This window comes from Micromonospora sp. NPDC005215, from assembly GCF_040607915.1.
Classification (GTDB): domain Bacteria; phylum Actinomycetota; class Actinomycetes; order Mycobacteriales; family Micromonosporaceae; genus Micromonospora.
In genome coordinates this window covers 34,887-53,367 of record NZ_JBEXHQ010000012.1, presented here as the reverse complement: position 1 = coordinate 53,367, position 18,481 = coordinate 34,887, and the positions used below count along the sequence as shown (strand labels likewise).

The window sequence follows — 18,481 nt, the reverse complement described above, 5'->3', positions numbered from 1 at the left end:
AGCCTGCCGGCCGATTGTCGCCGGCCCGCCGAGCGGAGGGACAGACATGTTGCTGCGAGTTCGGGTCACCCTGCCGGACCGTCCGGGCACCCTCGGCCAGGTCGCCCGCACGTTGGGCGTCTCCGGCGCGGACATCGTCCAGGTGGTGGTCCTCGAACGACTCGGTGGGCGCGCGGTGGACGACTTCACTGTCGTCTGGCCGGGCGCCGCCCGGGTGGAGCGGCTGCTGGCTGGCCTCGCGGCGATTCCGGGCGTGCGGGTGGACGGCGTGTGGCGGGCGATCGGCGCGCCCACCACCACCGGCCAGGACGCGGAGTTGTTGGCCCAGGTCGCCGCCAACCCGGCCGACGGGCTGGCCACCCTGGTCGACGCGGTGCCCGGGCTGCTGGCAGCCGACTGGGCCGTCGCCGCCATGGTGCCTCTCGACTGGGCCTCACGGACCGGGGGTGGCGGTGCGACGGTGGGGCACGCGAGCTGGCGTGCACCCGTACCCGTGCGGTTGCCGGAGGTGACCCCGCTGCGCGGTCGGTCGATGACCACGCCCGACGGCACCCACCACGCGATCGCGCCGTTCGGCCGGGCGGGCCTGGTGCTGGTGGTGGCCCGGGAATACAGCGACACCCTCTGCGCCGCCAACTTCCACAGCACCGAGGTCGACCGGCTCACCCAGCTGGTCCGGGCCAGTGCGGTGATCCTCGGTGATCGGCTGGACCTGGTCGGCGCGCCGCCGGTGGTCGCCGGCCCCTGACCGGCCGACGAGTTCCCGGGCACGACACCGCCGGGCAATCGGGCGGCAACAGCCGGGGGCGAGGCTCTGCGGTGGGGAAGGGAGCCAACCATGACGTTGTGGCGGATTCGAGCCACGGTGGACGACCGACCGGGCTACCTGTCGGTGCTCACGGCGAGCCTCGCGCTGCGCGGGGTCAACATCCTCAGCGTGCAGGTGCAACCCACCGAGCAGGGCGCGGTGGACGACTTCCTGGTCGACGCCCCGGACACACTCGACGAGGCGGGCCTGATCGCCGCCGTCGAGCGCGGTCGGGGCCGGGACTGCTGGGTGGCGCGCAGCGAGGCGCGCGGCCTGGCCGACCAGCCCACCCGGGTGCTCGGGCTGGCCAACCGGCTGGTGCGCGACCCGGACGCGACGGGCGAGGCGTTGCGGACCCTGCTCGGCGCCGACTCGGTCACCTGGCGACCCGCGTCGACAGGCGTCGACCGGGGGATCACCGACGCCACAATGTCGCTGGCCGACCCGGCGGGCGGCTCGTTCGCGCTGCGCCGGGCCGCGCCCGCCTTCACCCCGGCGGAGTACGCCCGGGCGCAGGCCCTGGTCGAGCTGGCCGCCACAGTGGCACGCCGGGCCGCGGAACAGGTCACACTGGTGCTGCCCGACGGGGCCGAGGTGGGCGTCCGGCCGGGCTGCGCCGACGACCTGTCCGGCGTCGTCGAGCTGCACGAGACATGCTCACCGGGTAGCCGGCACCGGCGTTACCTGAGCGGGGCGCTGCTGCCGCAGCCAGCCCGACTGCGCCGGCTGCTGGAGCCGGGGCGAGGGTTGACGCTTGTCGCGACGACCACCGGTGCCGACGGTGCGGCGGAGTCCGTGGTCGCCATGGCGAACCTGCTCGGCGAGGGCGACGAGGCCGAGGTGGCGCTGCTGGTGCGCGACGACTGGCAGCGGCGGGGGCTCGGCTCGGCGTTGCTGCGCCGGTTGGTCCGGCACGCCGACGCCGCCGGGTACGCGGCGTTGGTGCTGCACGTCCAGGCGGAGAACACACCGATGCTGCGGACGCTGCGGCGGCTGGACCGGCCCAGCTCGGTGGAGCGCGACGGTGCGCTGCTCACCCTCACCGTCCCGCTCGCCGTCGCGGCCCTGGCCCGTCCGCGCTGATCGGAAGGCCGGTCGCCCACGTCAGGGTTCGGCGGGGATGCGGCTGCGAGGTGTCCGGGTCCGCCAGGTTGATTGGCGGGAATCGATTATGTGACGCCCTCCGGGTGGGAGGCTTCCCAATCGGCGGCGGCCACATTACATTGTCGGTTATCCATGGGAGCGCTTCCATCGCCTGCCATGGTCATACCGCCACCCCCGAGGCCGCCGGTGGCCGTGCCGCCCGAACGCCGTCCCGCGTTGGTGCGACCATCGGCGGCGCCTCCGACAGGAGCCCGCCATGCGCCATGCCACCCGGTCGGTTCCCGGCCGCTCACCGGTCGTCGACCAACCCTGGCCCCGCCGGCTGCTGGCCGGCGGCATCGCCCTGCTCACCGGCCTGTCCCTGGTGGTCGCCGGGCCGGCGTCGGCACCCGCGTCCGCCGCCCCGGCAACCTACAACTACGCCGAGGCGTTGCAGAAGTCGCTGCTCTTCTACGAGGCGCAGCAGTCCGGCCGGAAGCCCGACTGGAACCGGGTCTCCTGGCGTGGCGACAGCGCGCTCACCGACGGCGCCGACGTCGGGCTGGACCTCACCGGCGGCTGGTACGACGCCGGTGACCACGTCAAGTTCGGCTTCCCGATGGCGTTCAGCGCCACGATGCTGGCCTGGGGTGCGGTGGAGTACCGCAGCGGCTACACCGCGTCGGGGCAACTGCCGCACCTGCTCAACAACCTGCGCTTCGTCAACGACTACTTCATCAAGGCGCACCCGTCGGCCAACGTCCTCTACGGACAGATCGGCAAGGGCGACGACGACCACAAGTGGTGGGGCCCGGCCGAGGTGATGCCGATGGCGCGACCCGCGTACAAGATCGACGCGAGCTGTGGCGGCGCGGACCTGGCCGGCGAGACGGCCGCCGCGATGGCCGCCTCCTCGATGGTGTTCCGGCCCACCGACGCGACCTACGCCGACCGGCTGCTCACCCACGCCCGGCAGCTCTACACCTTCGCCGACACGGTGCGGAAGTCCTACCACGAGTGCATCACCGACGCGACAAGCTTCTACCGCTCGTGGAGCGGCTGGCAGGACGAGCTGGTCTGGGCCGCCATCTGGCTGCACCGGGCCACCGGCGAGGCGAGTTACCTGACCAAGGCCGAGAGCGAGTACGACAAGCTCGGCACCGAGAACCAGTCCACCACCCGCTCCTACAAGTGGACAATCGCCTGGGACAACAAGCAGTTCGGGGCGTACGTGCTGCTGGCCAACCTGACCGGCAAGCAGAAGTACGTCGACGACGCCAACCGCTGGCTGGACTACTGGACCGTCGGGGTGGACGGGCAACGGGTGCCGTACTCGCCGGGCGGGATGGCAGTGCTCGACTCCTGGGGTGCGCTGCGCTACGCCGCGAACACCTCCTTCGCCGCGCTGGTCTACAGCGACAAGACCACCGACACGACCCGCAAGGCGCGCTACCACGACTTCGCCGTCCGGCAGATCAACTACGCGCTCGGCGACAACCCGCGCAACTCCAGCTACGTCATCGGGTTCGGCGCCAACGCACCGAAGAACCCGCACCACCGCACCGCGCACGGCTCCTGGTGGGACAGCCAGACCGTGCCCGTGGAGACCCGGCACACCCTCTACGGCGCGCTGGTCGGCGGCCCGTCCGCGGCCAACGACGCGTACAGCGACAGCCGGTCGGACTACGTGATGAACGAGGTGGCCACCGACTACAACGCCGGCTTCACGTCCGCGCTGGTCCGACTGACCTCCGAGTACGGCGGCACGCCGCTGGCCAACTTCCCGGTCGCCGAGACGCCGGACATCGACCAGCTGACAGTGGAGACCACTGTGACGCAGGCCGAGCCCCGGGCCACCGGGCTGAAGACGATGATCTACAACAAGTCGGCGTTCCCGGCCCGCGCGCTGACCGACGGAAAGTTCCGGTACTACTTCCGGCCCGACGGCACCGGCCCGGTGCAGGTCACCGCCGGCTACACCCAGGGCTGCCCGTCCCCGACCACCGCCAAGCAGTTCAGCGGCGACATCTGGTACGTCGAGGTGGACTGCACCGGGCACACCATCGCCCCGGCCGGCCAGTCGGCGCACCGGATGGAGGTCCAGTTCAAGATCGGTGTGCCGGAGGGCGGCACCTGGGACCCGACAAACGACCCGTCGTACCAGGCCACCGCCGGGCCCAACCGCAAGGTGCCGCTCTACTCCGGCGGGGTACGGGTCTGGGGCGAGGAGCCCGGACCGGCCACCCCGGACACCACCGCCCCGACCGCGCCGGGTAAGCCTGCCGCGTCCGGTCTCGCGTCCCGCTCGGTCACCCTGACCTGGGCGGCGTCCACCGACAGCGGCGGCAGTGGCCTGGCCGGTTACGAGGTCCGCGAGGTGCAGGTCGGCAGCGACACGGTAGTAGTCCGGCCGGTCACCGGCACGACGCTGACCATCTCCACGCTGCTGCCGGCGACGTCGTACGAGTTCACCGTCGTGGCCCTCGACGGCGCGGGCAACAGGTCGACCGCCGCACCGGTGCTCACCGTGACCACACCGCCGACCGGCTCCACCGACACGACCGTGCCGAGCACCCCCGGCACCCCGGTCGCCTCGGCGGTTACCGCCACCGGGCTCACCCTGGCTTGGACCCCGTCGACCGACAACGTCGGTGTCACCGGGTACCGGGTCTACCGCGAGGCCGGCACGACCGACGTGCTGGTCGGCTCGCCCACCAGTACCACTGTGGCCCTGTCCGGGCTGACCGCGTCGACGTCGTACCAGTTCTACGTGGTGGCGGTGGACGCGGCCGGAAACGTTTCAGCCGCGTCGCCCGGCGTCACTGTCACCACCACGGCCCCGCCTGCCGGCGGCCGCTGCGCGGTGACCTGGACGTCGAACAACTGGGACACCGGGTTCACCGCGAACATCACGATCGCCAACACCGGCACCACGGCGATCAACGGCTGGACGCTCACGTTCACGTTCCCGAGCAGCGGGCAGAAGATCGGGCAGGCCTGGTCGGCGAACGTGACCCAGACCGGCGCCGCGGTGACCGCGTCGAACCTGTCCTACAACGGGACACTGGCGCCGGGTGCGTCGACGAGCTTCGGCTTCAACGGCACCCACACCGGCAGCACCACCAGGCCGACCGCCTTCACAGTGAACGGCGCCGCCTGCACCGTCTCCTGACCCATCGACGCGGCGTGACGTGGCCGGTACCGCGCCCGGGCGACCGGCCACGTCACGCCGCGTAAGGCCAAAACATTTCCGAAACTATTCCGTAAAATCCGCTGCCCGGACCGGCGCGTGGTTAGCATCGACTGAGTTAGATATCCCAACCAAGACGTCCGGTCGTCCCGCCCCGGCGGCCCGGGTGTTGGCCAATAAGGAGGCCGAGATGGCAATGAGCCCATCCGTTCATCGCGGCGGGACTCGGCGACGGCGATCAACCGCCGTCCGAGCGCTGCTCGCCGGCGCGTTCAGTGTCGTGACTGTGGCCGCCGTCGCGGTGATGATGCCCTCGGCGAACGCCGCCGCGACCACGCTCGGCGCGGCCGCCGCGCAGTCGGGCCGGTACTTCGGCACCGCCATCGCGGCGGGCCGGCTGGGCGATTCCACGTACAGCACGATCGCGGCGCGTGAGTTCAACATGATCACGGCCGAGAACGAGATGAAGCCGGACGCGACGGAGCCCCAGCGGGGCCAGTTCAACTTCAACTCCGGTGACCAGATCTACAACTGGGCGACCCAGCGTGGCCTGAAGGTCCGTGGGCACACCCTGGCCTGGCACGCGCAACAGCCGGGGTGGATGCAGAGCCTGAACGGCAGCAGCCTGCGTCAGGCGATGATCGACCACATCAACGGCGTGATGGGCCACTACCGGGGCAAGCTCGCCGCGTGGGACGTGGTCAACGAGGCGTTCAACGAGGACGGCAGCCGCCGCTCGTCCAACCTCCAGGGCACCGGTAACGACTGGATCGAGGTGGCGTTCCGCACCGCGCGGGCGGCCGACCCGTCGGTCAAGCTCTGCTACAACGACTACAACATCGAGAACTGGTCGTACGGCAAGACGCAGGGCGTCTACCGCATGATCCAGGACTTCAAGTCCCGTGGCGTGCCGATCGACTGCGTCGGGTTGCAGACCCACTTCACCGGCGGCAGCTCGCTGCCGAGCAACTTCCAGACCACGCTGTCCAGCTTCGCCGCGCTCGGCGTGGACGTGGCGCTGACCGAGGTCGACGTCACCAACTCCTCCACCACCCAGTACGCCGGGCTGACCCAGGCGTGCCTGAACGTGCCGCGCTGCATCGGCATCACCGTCTGGGGCGTACGCGACAGCGACTCCTGGCGCTCGAACGAGAGCCCGCTGCTCTTCGACGGCGGCGGCAACAAGAAGGCCGCCTACAACTCCGTCCTCAACGCGCTCAACGCGGCCCCCCCGACCTCGAGCCCGACCGCGACCCCAACGGTGAGCCCGACGGTGAGCCCGACGGTGAGCCCGACCACGAGCCCGCCGCCGAGCGGCGGCGCCGGCCGGATCGTCGGCGTGCAGTCGGGACGGTGCATCGACGTGCCCAACGCCACGCAGACCAACGGCACCCGCGTCCAGCTCTACGACTGCCACAGTCAGTCGAACCAGCAGTGGACGTACACCGCGAACAAGCAGTTGAGGGTCTACGGCAGCAAGTGCCTCGACGCGAACGGCGCGGCCACCGCCAACGGCACCGGAATCGTCATCTGGGACTGCAACAGCGGGGCAAACCAGCAGTGGAACATCAACTCCAACGGCACCATCAGCGGCGCGCAGTCCGGACGGTGCCTGGACGTCTGGGGCACCGGCAACGGCCAGCAGATCCAGCTGTACGACTGCCACGGGCAGACCAACCAGCAGTGGCGGACCGACTTCGGTGGCGGCACCACGCCGCCGACCACCACGCCGCCGACCACGCCGCCGCCGCCGACCACGCCTCCGCCGGGCGGCTGCGCGCTCCCGTCGACCTACCGGTGGTCGTCGACCGGCGCGCTGACGAACCCGCAGAACGGCTGGGTCTCGCTCAAGGACTTCACAAACGTGGTCTACAACGGCAAGCACCTGGTCTACGCGTCCAACGTCAACAGCAGTGGCCAGTACGGCTCGATGAACTTCAGCACGTTCACCAACTGGTCCGACATGGCCTCGGCCAGCCAGACCGGAATGAGCCAGGGCACAGTGGCGCCCACGCTGCTGTACTTCGCCCCGAAGAACATCTGGGTGCTGGCGTACCAGTGGGGACCGACCTCGTTCAGCTACAAGACGTCGAGCGACCCGACGAACGCCAACGGCTGGTCCTCGGCGCAGACGCTGTCCACCGCCACCCTCTCGGACGCCCCGTACGGGGTGATCGACCAGACCCTCATCGGCGACGACCAGAACATGTACCTGTTCTTCGCCGGGGACAACGGCAAGATCTACCGGTCGAGCATGGCGCTGGGGAACTTCCCGGGCAGCTTCGGCTCGAACTACACGACGATCATGACCGACACGACGAACAACCTGTTCGAGGGCGTCGAGGTCTACAAGGTGCAGGGCCAGAACCAGTACCTCATGATCGTCGAGGCGATCGGGAGCCAGGGACGCTACTTCCGGTCGTTCACGTCCACCAGCCTGAACGGCTCGTGGACCCCGCAGGCCGCCAGCGAGAGCAACCCCTTCGCCGGCAAGGCCAACAGCGGCGCGACGTGGACCAACGACATCAGCCACGGTGACCTGGTCCGCACCAACCCCGACCAGACCAAGACCGTCGACGCCTGCAACCTCCAGTTCCTGTACCAGGGCAAGAACCCCAGTGCGGGCGGCGACTACAACCTGCTGCCGTGGCGGCCGGGTGTACTGACCCTCCAGCGCTAGGCGTCACTCCGTTCGCGGAGAACCAGGGCGTGCCCGGCACCGTGCGGTGCCGGGCACGCCCGTCCGATTCAGCCGGCCAGGTCCTCGGCGAGCAGGTCCATCAGCAAGGCATCGTGCCAGCGGCCGTCCTCGCCCCGCTCGTACCGGCGCATGATGCCCACCGGCCGGAAGCCCACCTTCGCGTACGCCCGGATGGCCGCGCTGTTCGCCGCGGCCGGGTCGATGGTGAACCGGTGGTGGCCGTACTCGTCGATCAGGTGCCGGGCCAGGGTGCGGATGGCGTCCCCGCCCAGGCCCTCGCCGCGCACCGCCGGGTCGAGGAAGACGTCCATGCTGGCGTGCCGGTAGTCCGGGTCCGGTTCGGCGTGCCACTGGATCGCACCGACCACCCGGTCGTCGTGCTCGATCGCGTACACGTGCAGGTCGTCGTCGCCGAGGTCGGCGCGGACGGAATCGGCCAGGTCGTCGCCGCCGCGCCACCACCGGCGTACCTCCGGGGCGGCCCGGATCGCCGCGAGGGCCGGCACGTCCGCGACCGTCGCCGGTCGCAGGGTCACCGCCCGCCCGCGCAGCACCGGCTCAGCCCCGGATCTCGCCGTGCTCGACGCAGACCGCCGACCAGCCGACCGGCAGCACCTGCACCTTCATCCGGCGGCGGCACCGGTGGCAGAACCGGGGCGGCTCCAACTGGCGGGCCGAGGCGCAGCCCGGGTGGGCGGCGGTCGTCGCCGACTCACCGCACCTGTCACACCACACCTCGGTCGTCGTCATTGTCGTCACAGCGTGGCAGAGAGCGCCTTGACCGGCATCTTCAATTCGTCAAGCAGATCCAGGTCGGCGGTCGCCGGCCGACCCAGCGTGGTCAGGTAGTTGCCGACGATCACCGCGTTGATGCCGCCGAGCAGGCCGTCGCGGGTGCCCAGGTCACCGAGGGTGATCTCCCGACCACCCGCGTACCGGAGGATGGTGTGTGGCATGGCCAGCCGGAACGCGGCGATGGCCCGCAGCGCGTCCTTGCCCTCCACCACCGGACGGTCGCCGAGTGGTGTGCCCGGCCGGGGGTTGAGGAAGTTGAGCGGCACCTCGTGCGGATTCAACTCGGCCAGCTGCGCGGCGAACTCGGCCCGCTGCTCGACGGTCTCGCCGAGGCCGAGGATGCCACCACAGCAGACCTCCATGCCGGAGTCGCGCACCATCCGCAGCGTCTCCCAGCGCTCCTCCCAGGAGTGCGTGGTGACCACGTTCGGGAAGTACGACCGGCAGGTCTCCAGGTTGTGGTTGTAGCGGTGCACGCCCATGTCGACAAGGTCGTCGACCTGCTCCTGGGTGAGCATGCCCAGCGACGCGGCGACCTGGATGTCGACAGCCGCCCGGATGGCGGCGACGCCCTCGCGCATCTGCTTCATCAGCCGGGCGTCCGGGCCGCGCACCGCGGCCACGATGCAGAACTCGGTCGCCCCCGTCTTGGCGGTCTGCTTCGCCGCCTCGACAAGCGACGGGATGTCCAGAAAGACCGACCGCACCGGGGAGGTGAACAGGCCGGACTGGGAGCAGAAGTGGCAGTCCTCCGGGCAGCCGCCGGTCTTCAGCGAGACGATGCCCTCGACCTCGACCTCGGGGCCGCACCAGCGCATCCGCACGTCGTGGGCGAGTTGCAGGGCGGCGGGCAGGTGCTCGTCGGGCAGGTTCAGCACCGCGAGAATGCCGGCCTGGTCGAGGCCGACACCGTCACCCAGCACCTGGGTCCGGGCCTGGTCGAGGATCTCTGGCATGGCTCGTACCCTACAAGGCCCCCCGATCAGCCGGAATGGCCTGGCCGCCCGGCGACCGCCCGCGTCGAGTGGATCCGTCGGGCTGACGGTGGCGGGTGGTAATTTCGCCCGGCGGGTGTCGGGCTGACCGGCGCGGACGGCGGCAAAGGGGTGACGGTGGCGGACTGGCTGGCGGCGCTCGACCGCCGCGCGCAGTTGCGGGCGAAGGCCGGCCTGACCCGGCGACTGCACCCGCGACCCGCTGGCGACGGGGTGACCGACCTGGCCGGCAACGACTACCTCGGCCTGGCCACCCACCCGGAGGTCACCGCCGCGGCCGTGGCGGCGCTGTCGGCGTACGGGCTGGGGGCCACCGGGTCACGCCTGGTGCGTGGTTCCACCGACGCCCACCAGGCGCTGGAGGACGAGCTGGCGCAGTGGCTCGGCACCGATCGCGCCCTCGTCTTCTCCTCCGGCTACCTGGCCAACCTCGGTGCGCTGCGGGCGCTCGTCCAACCTCGTACCCTGCTCGTCTCCGACGCCCACAACCACGCGTCCCTGATCGACGGCTGCCGGATCTCCGGGGCGGAGACGGTGGTCACCCCGCACGCCGACGTGGACGCCGTGGCTGCCGCGCTCGAGGCCGCTCCGGGCCGCCCGGCGGTGGTGGTGACCGAGTCGGTCTTCTCGGTCGACGGTGACCTGGCCCCGCTGGCCCGGCTGCACGCGGTGGCCCGCCGCCACGGCGCGTTGCTGCTTGTCGACGACGCGCACGCGCTCGGCGTGACCGGTCCGGCCGGTGCCGGCGCGGTGGCCGCCGCCGGGCTGGCCGGTGCACCGGACGTAGTGGTCACCGCCACCCTGTCCAAGGCGCTCGGTGGTGCGGGTGGCGTCGTCGCCGGGCCGGCCGAGTTCGTCCGGCACCTGGTCGAGACCGGGCGTACGTTCATCTTCGACACGGCACTGCCACCGGCGGTCGCGGCCGGCGTGCACGCGGCGTTGCGGCTCGCGCGGGTCGGCGACGACCTGCGCGCGGAGCTGTCCGACCGGGTGCGGCTGGCGGTCGGTCGACTGCGTGCGGCCGGGCTGGCCGTCTCCGCGCCGGACGCGGCGGTGATCTCGGTGACCGCCCCCGGGCCGGAGGCGGCGACCGCCTGGGCCGCCGACTGCCGGGAGCGGGGTGTCGCGGTGGGCTGTTTCCGGCCACCGTCGACCCCGGACAGCCGTTCCCGCCTGCGCCTCACGGTCAGCGCCGGGGTGCCCCGGCCGGATTTCGAGCGGGCCCTGGAGGTCATCGTGGAGTGTGCCCCGTGAGCGGGTGGGAAGGGCCGGTTCTGGTTACCGGGACCGACACCGAGGTCGGCAAGACGGTGGCGACCGCGGCGATCGCCGCCGCGGCGCAGGCCGCCGGGCTGCGGGTGGCGGTGGTCAAACCGGGCCAGACGGGTACGGCCGGCGGTGAGCCGGGCGACGTGGACGTGGTGAACCGGCTGGCCGCCCCACTGACCGGCCGCACTCTGGCCAGTTACCCCGACCCGCTCGCCCCGCTGGCCGCCGCCCGGGTCGCCGACCTGCCCCCGTTGGAGTTGTACGAGGCGGTGGACGCCATCCGTGCGGAGGCGGACAAACACGACCTGGTGCTGATCGAGGGCGCGGGTGGGTTGCTGGTTCCGATGGGGCTGCGTCCGTCGGGGGAGCCGTGGACGATGGCCGACCTGGCGGTGTCGCTCGGCGCGCCCGCCGTGGTGGTCGCCCGCGCCGGGTTGGGCACGCTCAACCACACAGCGCTGACCCTGGAGGCGCTGGACCGGCGGGCGGTGCCGGCCGGCGTGGTGATCGGGGCCTGGCCGAGCCGGCCGGAGTTGGTGCACTGGACCAACCTCACCGATCTGGTGCCGAATCTGCTCGGCGCGCTGCCCGACGGCGCCGGCGCGATGGATCCGGGCGTGTTCCGGCGTTCCGCGCCGGGCTGGCTCACTCCGGCCCTGCACGGTGTGCTCGACGACTGGCGGGTGTGGGCCGAGGAGAGCGGCTGAACACCTGACTTTCGTCGGTGTCCGCGCAGGTCGGGCGTGGGTAGCCTGGCCGCCGTGCGGATCCTCGACTCCTCGCCGCCCGGTCCGCTGGATCGGCGGCGTCGCCTGCTGCTGGACGCGCTGCTCTGGGCGGTCGTCGCGGCCCCGGTCGGCTATGCCGGGGTCAGCCCGCCCTACCCGCGGTACGCGGTGCCCATGCTGGTCGGCAAGCTGTTGCTGCTCGGCGTGGCCGTGGTGGTGAGTCGGCGCAGACCGTTGGTCGCCCTCGTGCTGGCGGTGTCCGGATCGGTTGTCGACGGCAATTTCGTCTTCGCCATCCCCGTTTTCAGCTACCTCGCGGGGCGGCGCGCCGCTTCCGCCGGCCCGGCCGCCGGTGTCTTCGTGCTGATCGCGGCCGGCGGCACGGCGCTCAACCTGGGTCTGCTCGGCACCGGTGCGGCCACCTGGTTCCTGCTGGCCTCGGTGCTGCTCTTCGCCGCGGTGTTCCCCTGGTTGGTGGGCCGGTACCGGCGTCAGCAGCAGGAGTTGACAGATGCCGGTCGTCGTCACGTCGAGGCGCTGACCCGCGAGAAGCGCGGCGCCACCGAGCGGATCCGGCTGCGGGAACGGGCCCGGATCGCCGGGGAGATGCACGATTCGCTCGGTCACGATCTCAGCCTGATCGCGTTGCGCGCCGCCGCCCTGGAGGTGGCCGCCGACCTCGACGAGCGGCACCGGGCCGCGGCGGGGGAGTTGCGGGCCAGCGTCGCCGTCGCCACCGAGCGACTGCACGAGATCATCGGGGTGCTCCGCGAGGACGGGGGCGCGTCCGTGCGTCCGAGTGGGGAGACCGTCGCCGACCTGGTCGACAATGCCCGGGAGGCCGGGATGGCGGTACGGATGGACACCCCCTCGGCGGTCGCGGAGCTGCCGGCGATGACCGGCCACGCGGCCCACCGGGTGGTCCGTGAGGCGCTCACCAACGCCGCCCGGTACGCGCCGGGCGCCCCGGTCGACGTGCGACTCACCCGCGACGGTGAACGGGTCGAGGTGAGCGTGGTCAACGGTGCTCCGCCGGCTGAGCCGCTGCCCGCCCCGCCGTCGCGGGGCAGCGGGTTGCTCGCCCTCGCCGAGCGGGTCCGCCTCGCCGGTGGGACGCTCGACGCCGGTCCCCGCGCCGGCGGCGGGTTCGCGGTGGTGGCGGCGTTGCCGGCCAGCGCGCCGCCGGTGGAGGCGATCGAGCCGATGGGCCGGGCAGCACAGTCCGGTGACGGTGCGCCCGGTCCGGTGGAGCGGCCGGTGGACGCGGAGCGGCGGCTGCACGACGCCCGCCGGCGAGTCCGGCGCAGTCTGTTGGTGGCGCTCCTGGCGCCGGCCGGCTTCGCCCTGATGCTCTCGTTCGTCTACTACCCGGTGGCGACCGCCGGGACGGTGCTGGACCGGGCCACCTTCGACCGGATGCGCGTCGGCACGGCCAGGTCGGAGCTGGACGGTCTGCCCCGGCGGCATCTGGAACGCCCCGCGGGGGCAGACCGGGCCGGCTGCGAGTACTACACCGACGGCAACTTCCCTCTCGCCCAGCCGACCTGGCGGCTGTGCTTCACCGATGGCCGGTTGGCCAGCAAGGAGTCGATCGCGTAGTGGACGCCGACATGGCCGGGGTAGGGCCGGTGCGGGTGGTGCTGGCCGACGACGAGGCCATGGTCCGGGCCGGCGTCCGGGCCATCCTCGCCGCCGATCCGGGGATCGAGGTGGTCGCCGAGGCCGGTGACGGACGCGCCGCTGTGGAGTTGGTCCGTGCGCACCGACCTCGGGTCGCGCTGCTGGACATTCGGATGCCGCGGCTGGACGGGTTGGCCGCCGCCGCCGAGATCCGCCGGGTCGTGCCGGAGACCGCGACGATCATGCTGACCACGTTCGGCGAGGACGACCACGTGGCCCGCGCGCTCGGGCACGGTGCCAACGGGTTCCTGCTCAAGGCCGGTGACCCGCGTGAGCTGATCGCCGGTGTGCACGCCGTCGCCGAGGGCGGCGCGTACCTGTCGCCCAGGGTGGCCCGTCGGGTGATCGAGCTGGGTGCCGGGCGGTTGGCCCGCCGGCCCGCCGCGCGGGACCGTACGGCCGGGTTGACCGAGCGGGAACGGGAGGTGCTGGCCCTGGTCGGGGCGGGGCTGTCCAACGCCGAGATCGCCCGCCGGCTGCACCTGGTGGAGGGCACCGTGAAGAGTTACCTGACAAGCATCTTCACCCGGCTGGACGTGCGTAACCGGGTGCAGGCGGCGATCCTCGCGTACGAGGCGGGGCTGGTCGACGGCTGAGCGGGGGCCAGCACGGCCCCCGCTCAGCCGGTGCGCCCTACGCGTCGCGGCGGCGCAGCGCGGCCCGGCCCAGCAGCAGCGCGGCACCGGCCCATCCGGCGAGCAGGAGCAGCCCGACCAGGCTCGGGTACGGCTCGGTGTCGCCGGCCATGAAGTGCCCGCCGGCCACGCCGGGGAACCCGTCGGCGATCCGGTTCAGCAGGTCGATGTCCGGTTCCTGGAGGGACAGCGGCACGATCATCAGGGTGGCGAAGAGCACGACGATCGTGAGCACCGCGCTGCGCAGCGCGGCGCCGAGGCCCAGCGCGAACACGCCGATCAGCGCCAGGTAGGCCGCCACCGCCACGATGTCGCCGATGGTGCCGGCGGCCGGCGCGCTGCCCCACTCGGCGAGCACCGGCCGGGCCACCAGGGCGCCGACGCCGCCGAGCAGCAACCCGAGGGCGAAGGTGACGGTGCCGGTGACCACGGCCTTGGCCAGCAGCACGCGACCACGCGACGGGGTGCACTGCAACGTGGTCCGGATGGTGCCACTTGTGAACTCGGCGGTGATCGCGAGCAGGCCCAACGCCAGCACCGCGTACTGGGTCAACTCGACCGAGTCGATAAGCACGCTGCCGACGGTGACGATCCCCGGGTCGTCGGCCGGGTCGTCGTTGGTGTTGGCGTTGGCGGCGTAGATGGCGAGTTGACCGGCGCTCGCGGCCATCACCAGCAGTCCGGCCAGCGCCGTCCACCAGGTGCTGCGCACCGAGAGCAGTTTGGTCCACTCGGCGGCCAGCGCCCCCCGGAAGGCGGCCGGCGCACCGGCGGCCGGGGCGGTGGCGGGACGGGTGCCCACGTCGGTCCGCGTGCTCATCGTTGCCCACCTTCGGTCGGACCCCCGGCGTACTCGACGCTGTCGGCGGTCAGCTCCATGAACGCCTGCTCCAGCGACGCGCCGTGCGGGCTCAGCTCGTGCAGTCGTACCCCCAGCTCGTGCGCCAGGTCACCGACCCGGTCCGCGGTGGTGCCGGTGACGGTCAGCTCGTCGCGGTCGGCCGCCGTCACGCTCGCGCCGGCGGCCGTGAGGCGCGTGGCCAGGGCGGCCAGCCCGTCCGGGTGCGGGCTGCGCACCCGGACGGCGACCGTACTGCCGGCGATCACGTCGCCGATCGGTGCGTCGGCGAGCAGCCGGCCCCGGCCGATCACCACGAGTTGGTCGGCGGTGAGCTGCATCTCGCTCATCAGGTGGCTGGAGACGAAGACGGTCTTCCCCTGGTCGGCAAGCGAGCGCGTGAGCTGCCGGACCCAGCGCACCCCGTCCGGGTCGAGGCCGTTCACCGGCTCGTCGAACATCAGCACCGGCGGGTCGCCGAGCAGCGCGCCGGCGATGCCGAGCCGCTGGCCCATGCCGAGGGAGAGGGTCTGGCCCGGTTTGCCGGCGGCCCGCCCGTCCAGCCCGACGGTGTCCAGCACCTCGTCGACCCGGCGGTCGGGGATGCCGTTGCTGCGGGCCATGGCCAGCAGGTGCGCCCGGCCGGAGCGGGTCGGGTGGATGGCTCGGGCGTCGAGCAGCGCGCCCACCTCGTGCAGCGGTCGGCGCAGTTCCCGGTACGCGCGCCCGCCGATCAGGGCCTGTCCGGCGGTGGGGCGGTCCAGCCCGAGGATCATCCGCATGGTGGTGGACTTGCCGGCGCCGTTGGGGCCGAGAAAGCCGGTGACCCGGCCGGGCGCGACGTCGACGGTCAACGCGTCGACCGCGACGGTCGCCCCGAACCGTTTCGTCAACCCACGTAGTGTGATCATGCGCTGACGTTAGGCGCGCGGCCCGCCGCCGCACCGCGCCCGAAAGGCACCACCTGACACTGACTTTCGTCAGGTCGTCGGCGAACGGTCAGCGCACGTAGTCCTCCAGCAGCGCCGGCGTGAGCCCGGCGCGGTGGATCGCCTTGAGCGCGGCGAGCAGGTCGTCCATCAGCGCCGGCCGGAAGTGCATAAGCAGCACGTCGCCGGGGTGCACCACCTTCTCCGGGGTCTGGTAGCGCACCTTCCCCTCGTGCACGGTCTCGGTCCAGTGGAAGACCGCCTTCGCGCCGCAGTCGTACGCCGCCTTCAACGTGGTGCTGTCATGCTCGCCGAACGGTGGCCGGAACAGGGTCGGTCGCTTGCCGAACAACGCTTCCAGCTTGTCCGCCGCCCCGCAGATCTCGTGCTTCTGGCGGTCGTACGACCGGCCGGCCAGCGAGGTGTGCGTGATTGTGTGGTTCTCGACGACCCCGCCCGCCACAGTGATCTGCCGGAAGTAGTCGGTGTGCTCCGCCGCCGCCGGTGAGTTGAGGAACATCGTGACCGGGATGTGCGCCCGCCAGACGAAGTCGGCCACCTCGGGCGGGCGGGCCAGCCCACCGTCGTCGATGGTGATGAAGGCGACCTTCTGGTCGGTCGGCAGACGGTGCCAGAACTGGGCCGCGCCGGTCGCCGGCAGCGGCACCGGTTGCGGTGGCGGCGCCTCGGGGAAGGTCGGCACCTGGGACACGTACCAGTCCAGGCTTCCCGGTGTGGGCGTCGCCGTCGGGGACGGCGAGGCCGACGGCGCGACCGGCGAGGCGGACAGGGCCGGCTGGCCCATGGTGATCTGCCGTGCGTGCACAGTGCCGCCGGCTGTGCAGGCACTCAGCACCAGCAGGGCCAGAACTGTTACGACGGCGAGGATCCGACGGGCGGGGTTCGCTGACACGCCCGGAAACCTACCGAAGTGAGGTCAGGATCCGGTCAGGGCCGGTGCCCCGCCGAACGGCGGACGACGAAGGCGTCCGGCATCCGGAAGGTGAGATTGTCCGGGCACCAGGGCGGGCGGACCACTGTCACCCCGTCCAGCAGCGGTGCGGCCTCGGCAACCACCACTGCCGCCTCCATCCGGGCCAGCACGTCACCGACACAGCGGTGGGCGCCCGCCCCGAACGACAGGTGGCGGCGGGACCCACGCTGGCCCGGCCGGAACTCGTCGGGCGCCTCGACGACCGCCGGGTCGCGGCCGGCGCGACCCAGCCAGAGCACGAGGCTGCTGCCCGCCGGCACCGCCGTACCGCCCAGCGTGTTGTCCGTCGCCGCCACCCGCCGCCAGGTGACGATCGGCGGCTCCAGTCGCAGCCCCTCCTCCACGACGTCGGCCACCGCGACCTCGCCGGTGCGCAGGCCGGCCCGCACCGCGGGCTCCCCGGCCAGCCGGTGCAGCAGCAGGGTCAGGAACTGCGAGGTGGTCTCCTGCCCGGCGACCAGCAGGAAGAAGAGCGCGCCGACCACCACGTCCGGCGAGTGCCCGGCCGCGCGCAGCTCGCCGGCCAACCCGCCGCCGGTGGCCGCGAAGTCCCGCAGTACGCGGTGGAACCGGCCCACCTCGGCGGCGAGTGCCAGCTGCCGGTCGGCGTCCAGCGGTGCCCAGAACAACTCCAGCGCGGCGCGGGCGAACTCCTTCACCGCACCGACGGGTGCGTCCGGCAGCTCGACCAGTCGGGCCAGCACCAGCAGCGGCAGGTCGGCGGCGAGGTCCGCGTACAGGTCGACCGGCGCGCCGCTGTCGAGCCGGGCGCCGAGCCGGACGACCCGGTCCCGGACCAGCGCGGTGAGCCAGGGCCGCTGCGCGGCGACCCGCTCGGGGTGCAACGCCGCCGCGACGATCGCCCGGATCTGGGGATGGCTGGCGCCCGAGTTGTTGGCCAGGGTCGGCGGCAGCCGGAACCGGTGCCCGGCGAGCACCCGCAGCGCGGTCACCGGCATCGGTGTCACAGCGTCCAGCGCGTTGTCCGGCCGGTAGCTGACCGGGTCGGCCAGGACCTGACGGACCAGCGCGTGCCGGGTGACGACCAGGTGGCGTACGCCGACGTGGTCGTTCACCTCGGCGACGTCCGGCCAGGGTGCCTGGACCGCGGACCCCCAGCTGGAGAAGAGCACGTCGACACGCTAGCGGGCGGCTCCCGGCAGCCCGGCGCGCAACTGCCAGACGGTGGTGCGCTTCACCCGGACGCTCTCCAGCGCCTCCGGCACCGGCACGTCGTACGCGGCCAACTCGTCGAAGCGGTCGCGGGGTAGGAACGCCCGGCCGGGGTCACCGACCAGCGCGGGCGCCCCGGCACGGGCGGCGCGCAGCAGGAAGCGCAGCACCCGCCGGGCCATCGCGTCGCTGTAGAAGACGTCACCGGCGAGCACCACCTCGGCGTCCCCCGCGTCGGAGTCGAGGATGTCGCCGAACTCGGCGTCGACGCGTACCCCGTTGGCCTCGGCGTTGAGCGCGACCGCCGCCACGGCCAGCTCGTCCACCTCGACGGCTCGCACCGCTGCCGCCCCGGCGCGGGCGGCGGCGATGGCCACCAGGCCGGAGCCGGAGGCGAGGTCCAGCACCCGGCGGCCGGCGACCAGCTCCGGATGGTCGGTCACGTAGCGGGCGAGAGCCTGACCGCCGGCCCAGGCGAACGCCCAGAACGGCGGCGGCCGGTCGGTGGAGAACTCGCCCTCGGTCAGCTCCCACAGCCCGATCGGCTCGTCGGCCTGGTGCAACCGCACCTCGGGGACGAAGGGGACCGGGGCCAGCCGGGCGTGCAGCCGGACGAACGTGCTGGAGAGCTCGGACACCTGGCGATTCTCGCGCACCGGCAAT

Annotated in this window: 16 protein-coding genes; 8 read left to right on the top strand and 8 right to left on the bottom strand. The window is 72.4% G+C overall.

The annotated features are described in order from the left end of the window. The first annotated feature begins 46 nt into the window (after positions 1 to 46). The 4 genes from ABZU25_RS12125 to ABZU25_RS12110 all read left to right on the top strand — a co-directional run bounded on the left by ABZU25_RS12125 (position 47) and on the right by ABZU25_RS12110 (position 7,761). Positions 47 to 748, top strand: a complete 702-nt coding sequence (locus ABZU25_RS12125) for an amino acid-binding protein (protein WP_355029362.1) — start codon at positions 47 to 49, stop codon at positions 746 to 748. A gap of 90 nt (positions 749 to 838) precedes the next feature. Further along, positions 839 to 1,891 carry a GNAT family N-acetyltransferase gene (locus tag ABZU25_RS12120; RefSeq protein WP_355029361.1) on the top strand — a complete coding sequence of 351 codons (1,053 nt, stop codon included), beginning with the start codon at positions 839 to 841 and terminating at the stop codon, positions 1,889 to 1,891. Positions 1,892 to 2,168: 277 nt separating this feature from the next. Further along, positions 2,169 to 5,063, top strand: a complete 2,895-nt coding sequence (locus ABZU25_RS12115) for a glycoside hydrolase family 9 protein (RefSeq protein ID WP_355029360.1) — start codon at positions 2,169 to 2,171, stop codon at positions 5,061 to 5,063. 208 nt (positions 5,064 to 5,271) lie between these two features. After that, positions 5,272 to 7,761: a non-reducing end alpha-L-arabinofuranosidase family hydrolase gene (locus ABZU25_RS12110; protein ID WP_355029359.1), complete on the top strand. Its 2,490-nt coding sequence runs from the start codon at positions 5,272 to 5,274 to the stop codon at positions 7,759 to 7,761. A gap of 68 nt (positions 7,762 to 7,829) precedes the next feature. Here ABZU25_RS12110 and ABZU25_RS12105 read toward each other — a convergent pair whose 3' ends face one another. From ABZU25_RS12105 to bioB, 3 genes are read right to left on the bottom strand one after another with little or no spacing between them, the layout of a single operon-like run. Next, positions 7,830 to 8,336, bottom strand: coding sequence for a GNAT family protein (locus ABZU25_RS12105; RefSeq protein ID WP_355029358.1), 507 nt, complete (start codon positions 8,334 to 8,336; stop codon positions 7,830 to 7,832). 4 nt (positions 8,337 to 8,340) lie between these two features. Continuing rightward, complete coding sequence (locus tag ABZU25_RS12100) at positions 8,341 to 8,532, bottom strand: hypothetical protein (RefSeq protein WP_355029357.1); 192 nt, start codon at positions 8,530 to 8,532, stop codon at positions 8,341 to 8,343. Between the two features lie 5 nt (positions 8,533 to 8,537). After that, complete coding sequence (bioB, locus tag ABZU25_RS12095) at positions 8,538 to 9,533, bottom strand: biotin synthase BioB (RefSeq protein ID WP_355029356.1); 996 nt, start codon at positions 9,531 to 9,533, stop codon at positions 8,538 to 8,540. Positions 9,534 to 9,689: 156 nt separating this feature from the next. Here bioB and ABZU25_RS12090 point away from each other — a divergent pair, with 156 nt between their 5' ends. From ABZU25_RS12090 to ABZU25_RS12075, 4 genes are read left to right on the top strand one after another with little or no spacing between them, the layout of a single operon-like run. Further along, complete coding sequence (locus ABZU25_RS12090; RefSeq protein WP_355029355.1) at positions 9,690 to 10,826, top strand: 8-amino-7-oxononanoate synthase; 1,137 nt, start codon at positions 9,690 to 9,692, stop codon at positions 10,824 to 10,826. Then, positions 10,814 to 11,548, top strand: coding sequence for a dethiobiotin synthase (bioD, locus tag ABZU25_RS12085; RefSeq protein ID WP_355029354.1), 735 nt, complete (start codon positions 10,814 to 10,816; stop codon positions 11,546 to 11,548). The genes ABZU25_RS12090 and bioD overlap by 13 nt, the downstream gene beginning before the upstream one ends. A 54-nt stretch (positions 11,549 to 11,602) precedes the next feature. Then, the gene (locus tag ABZU25_RS12080; RefSeq protein WP_355029353.1) at positions 11,603 to 13,168 is read left to right on the top strand and encodes a histidine kinase; all 1,566 of its coding nucleotides are present in this window, start codon (positions 11,603 to 11,605) and stop codon (positions 13,166 to 13,168) included. A gap of 11 nt (positions 13,169 to 13,179) precedes the next feature. Further along, the gene (locus tag ABZU25_RS12075; protein WP_355029442.1) at positions 13,180 to 13,845 is read left to right on the top strand and encodes a response regulator transcription factor; all 666 of its coding nucleotides are present in this window, start codon (positions 13,180 to 13,182) and stop codon (positions 13,843 to 13,845) included. A gap of 37 nt (positions 13,846 to 13,882) precedes the next feature. Here the strand turns inward: ABZU25_RS12075 and ABZU25_RS12070 are convergent, their stop codons facing one another. The 5 genes from ABZU25_RS12070 to ABZU25_RS12050 all read right to left on the bottom strand — a co-directional run bounded on the left by ABZU25_RS12070 (position 13,883) and on the right by ABZU25_RS12050 (position 18,456). Continuing rightward, positions 13,883 to 14,704 (bottom strand): ABC transporter permease, encoded by an 822-nt coding sequence (locus ABZU25_RS12070; protein ID WP_355029352.1) that lies wholly within the window; start codon positions 14,702 to 14,704, stop codon positions 13,883 to 13,885. Continuing rightward, positions 14,701 to 15,633 (bottom strand): ATP-binding cassette domain-containing protein, encoded by a 933-nt coding sequence (locus tag ABZU25_RS12065; protein ID WP_355029351.1) that lies wholly within the window; start codon positions 15,631 to 15,633, stop codon positions 14,701 to 14,703. Before ABZU25_RS12065 ends, ABZU25_RS12070 begins: the two co-directional genes overlap by 4 nt. 88 nt (positions 15,634 to 15,721) lie before the next feature. Then, positions 15,722 to 16,564: a polysaccharide deacetylase family protein gene (locus ABZU25_RS12060; RefSeq protein WP_355029350.1), complete on the bottom strand. Its 843-nt coding sequence runs from the start codon at positions 16,562 to 16,564 to the stop codon at positions 15,722 to 15,724. A gap of 35 nt (positions 16,565 to 16,599) precedes the next feature. After that, positions 16,600 to 17,721: a cytochrome P450 gene (locus ABZU25_RS12055; protein WP_355029441.1), complete on the bottom strand. Its 1,122-nt coding sequence runs from the start codon at positions 17,719 to 17,721 to the stop codon at positions 16,600 to 16,602. A gap of 66 nt (positions 17,722 to 17,787) precedes the next feature. Continuing rightward, positions 17,788 to 18,456 (bottom strand): 50S ribosomal protein L11 methyltransferase, encoded by a 669-nt coding sequence (locus tag ABZU25_RS12050; RefSeq protein WP_355029349.1) that lies wholly within the window; start codon positions 18,454 to 18,456, stop codon positions 17,788 to 17,790. Positions 18,457 to 18,481: the final 25 nt, after the last annotated feature.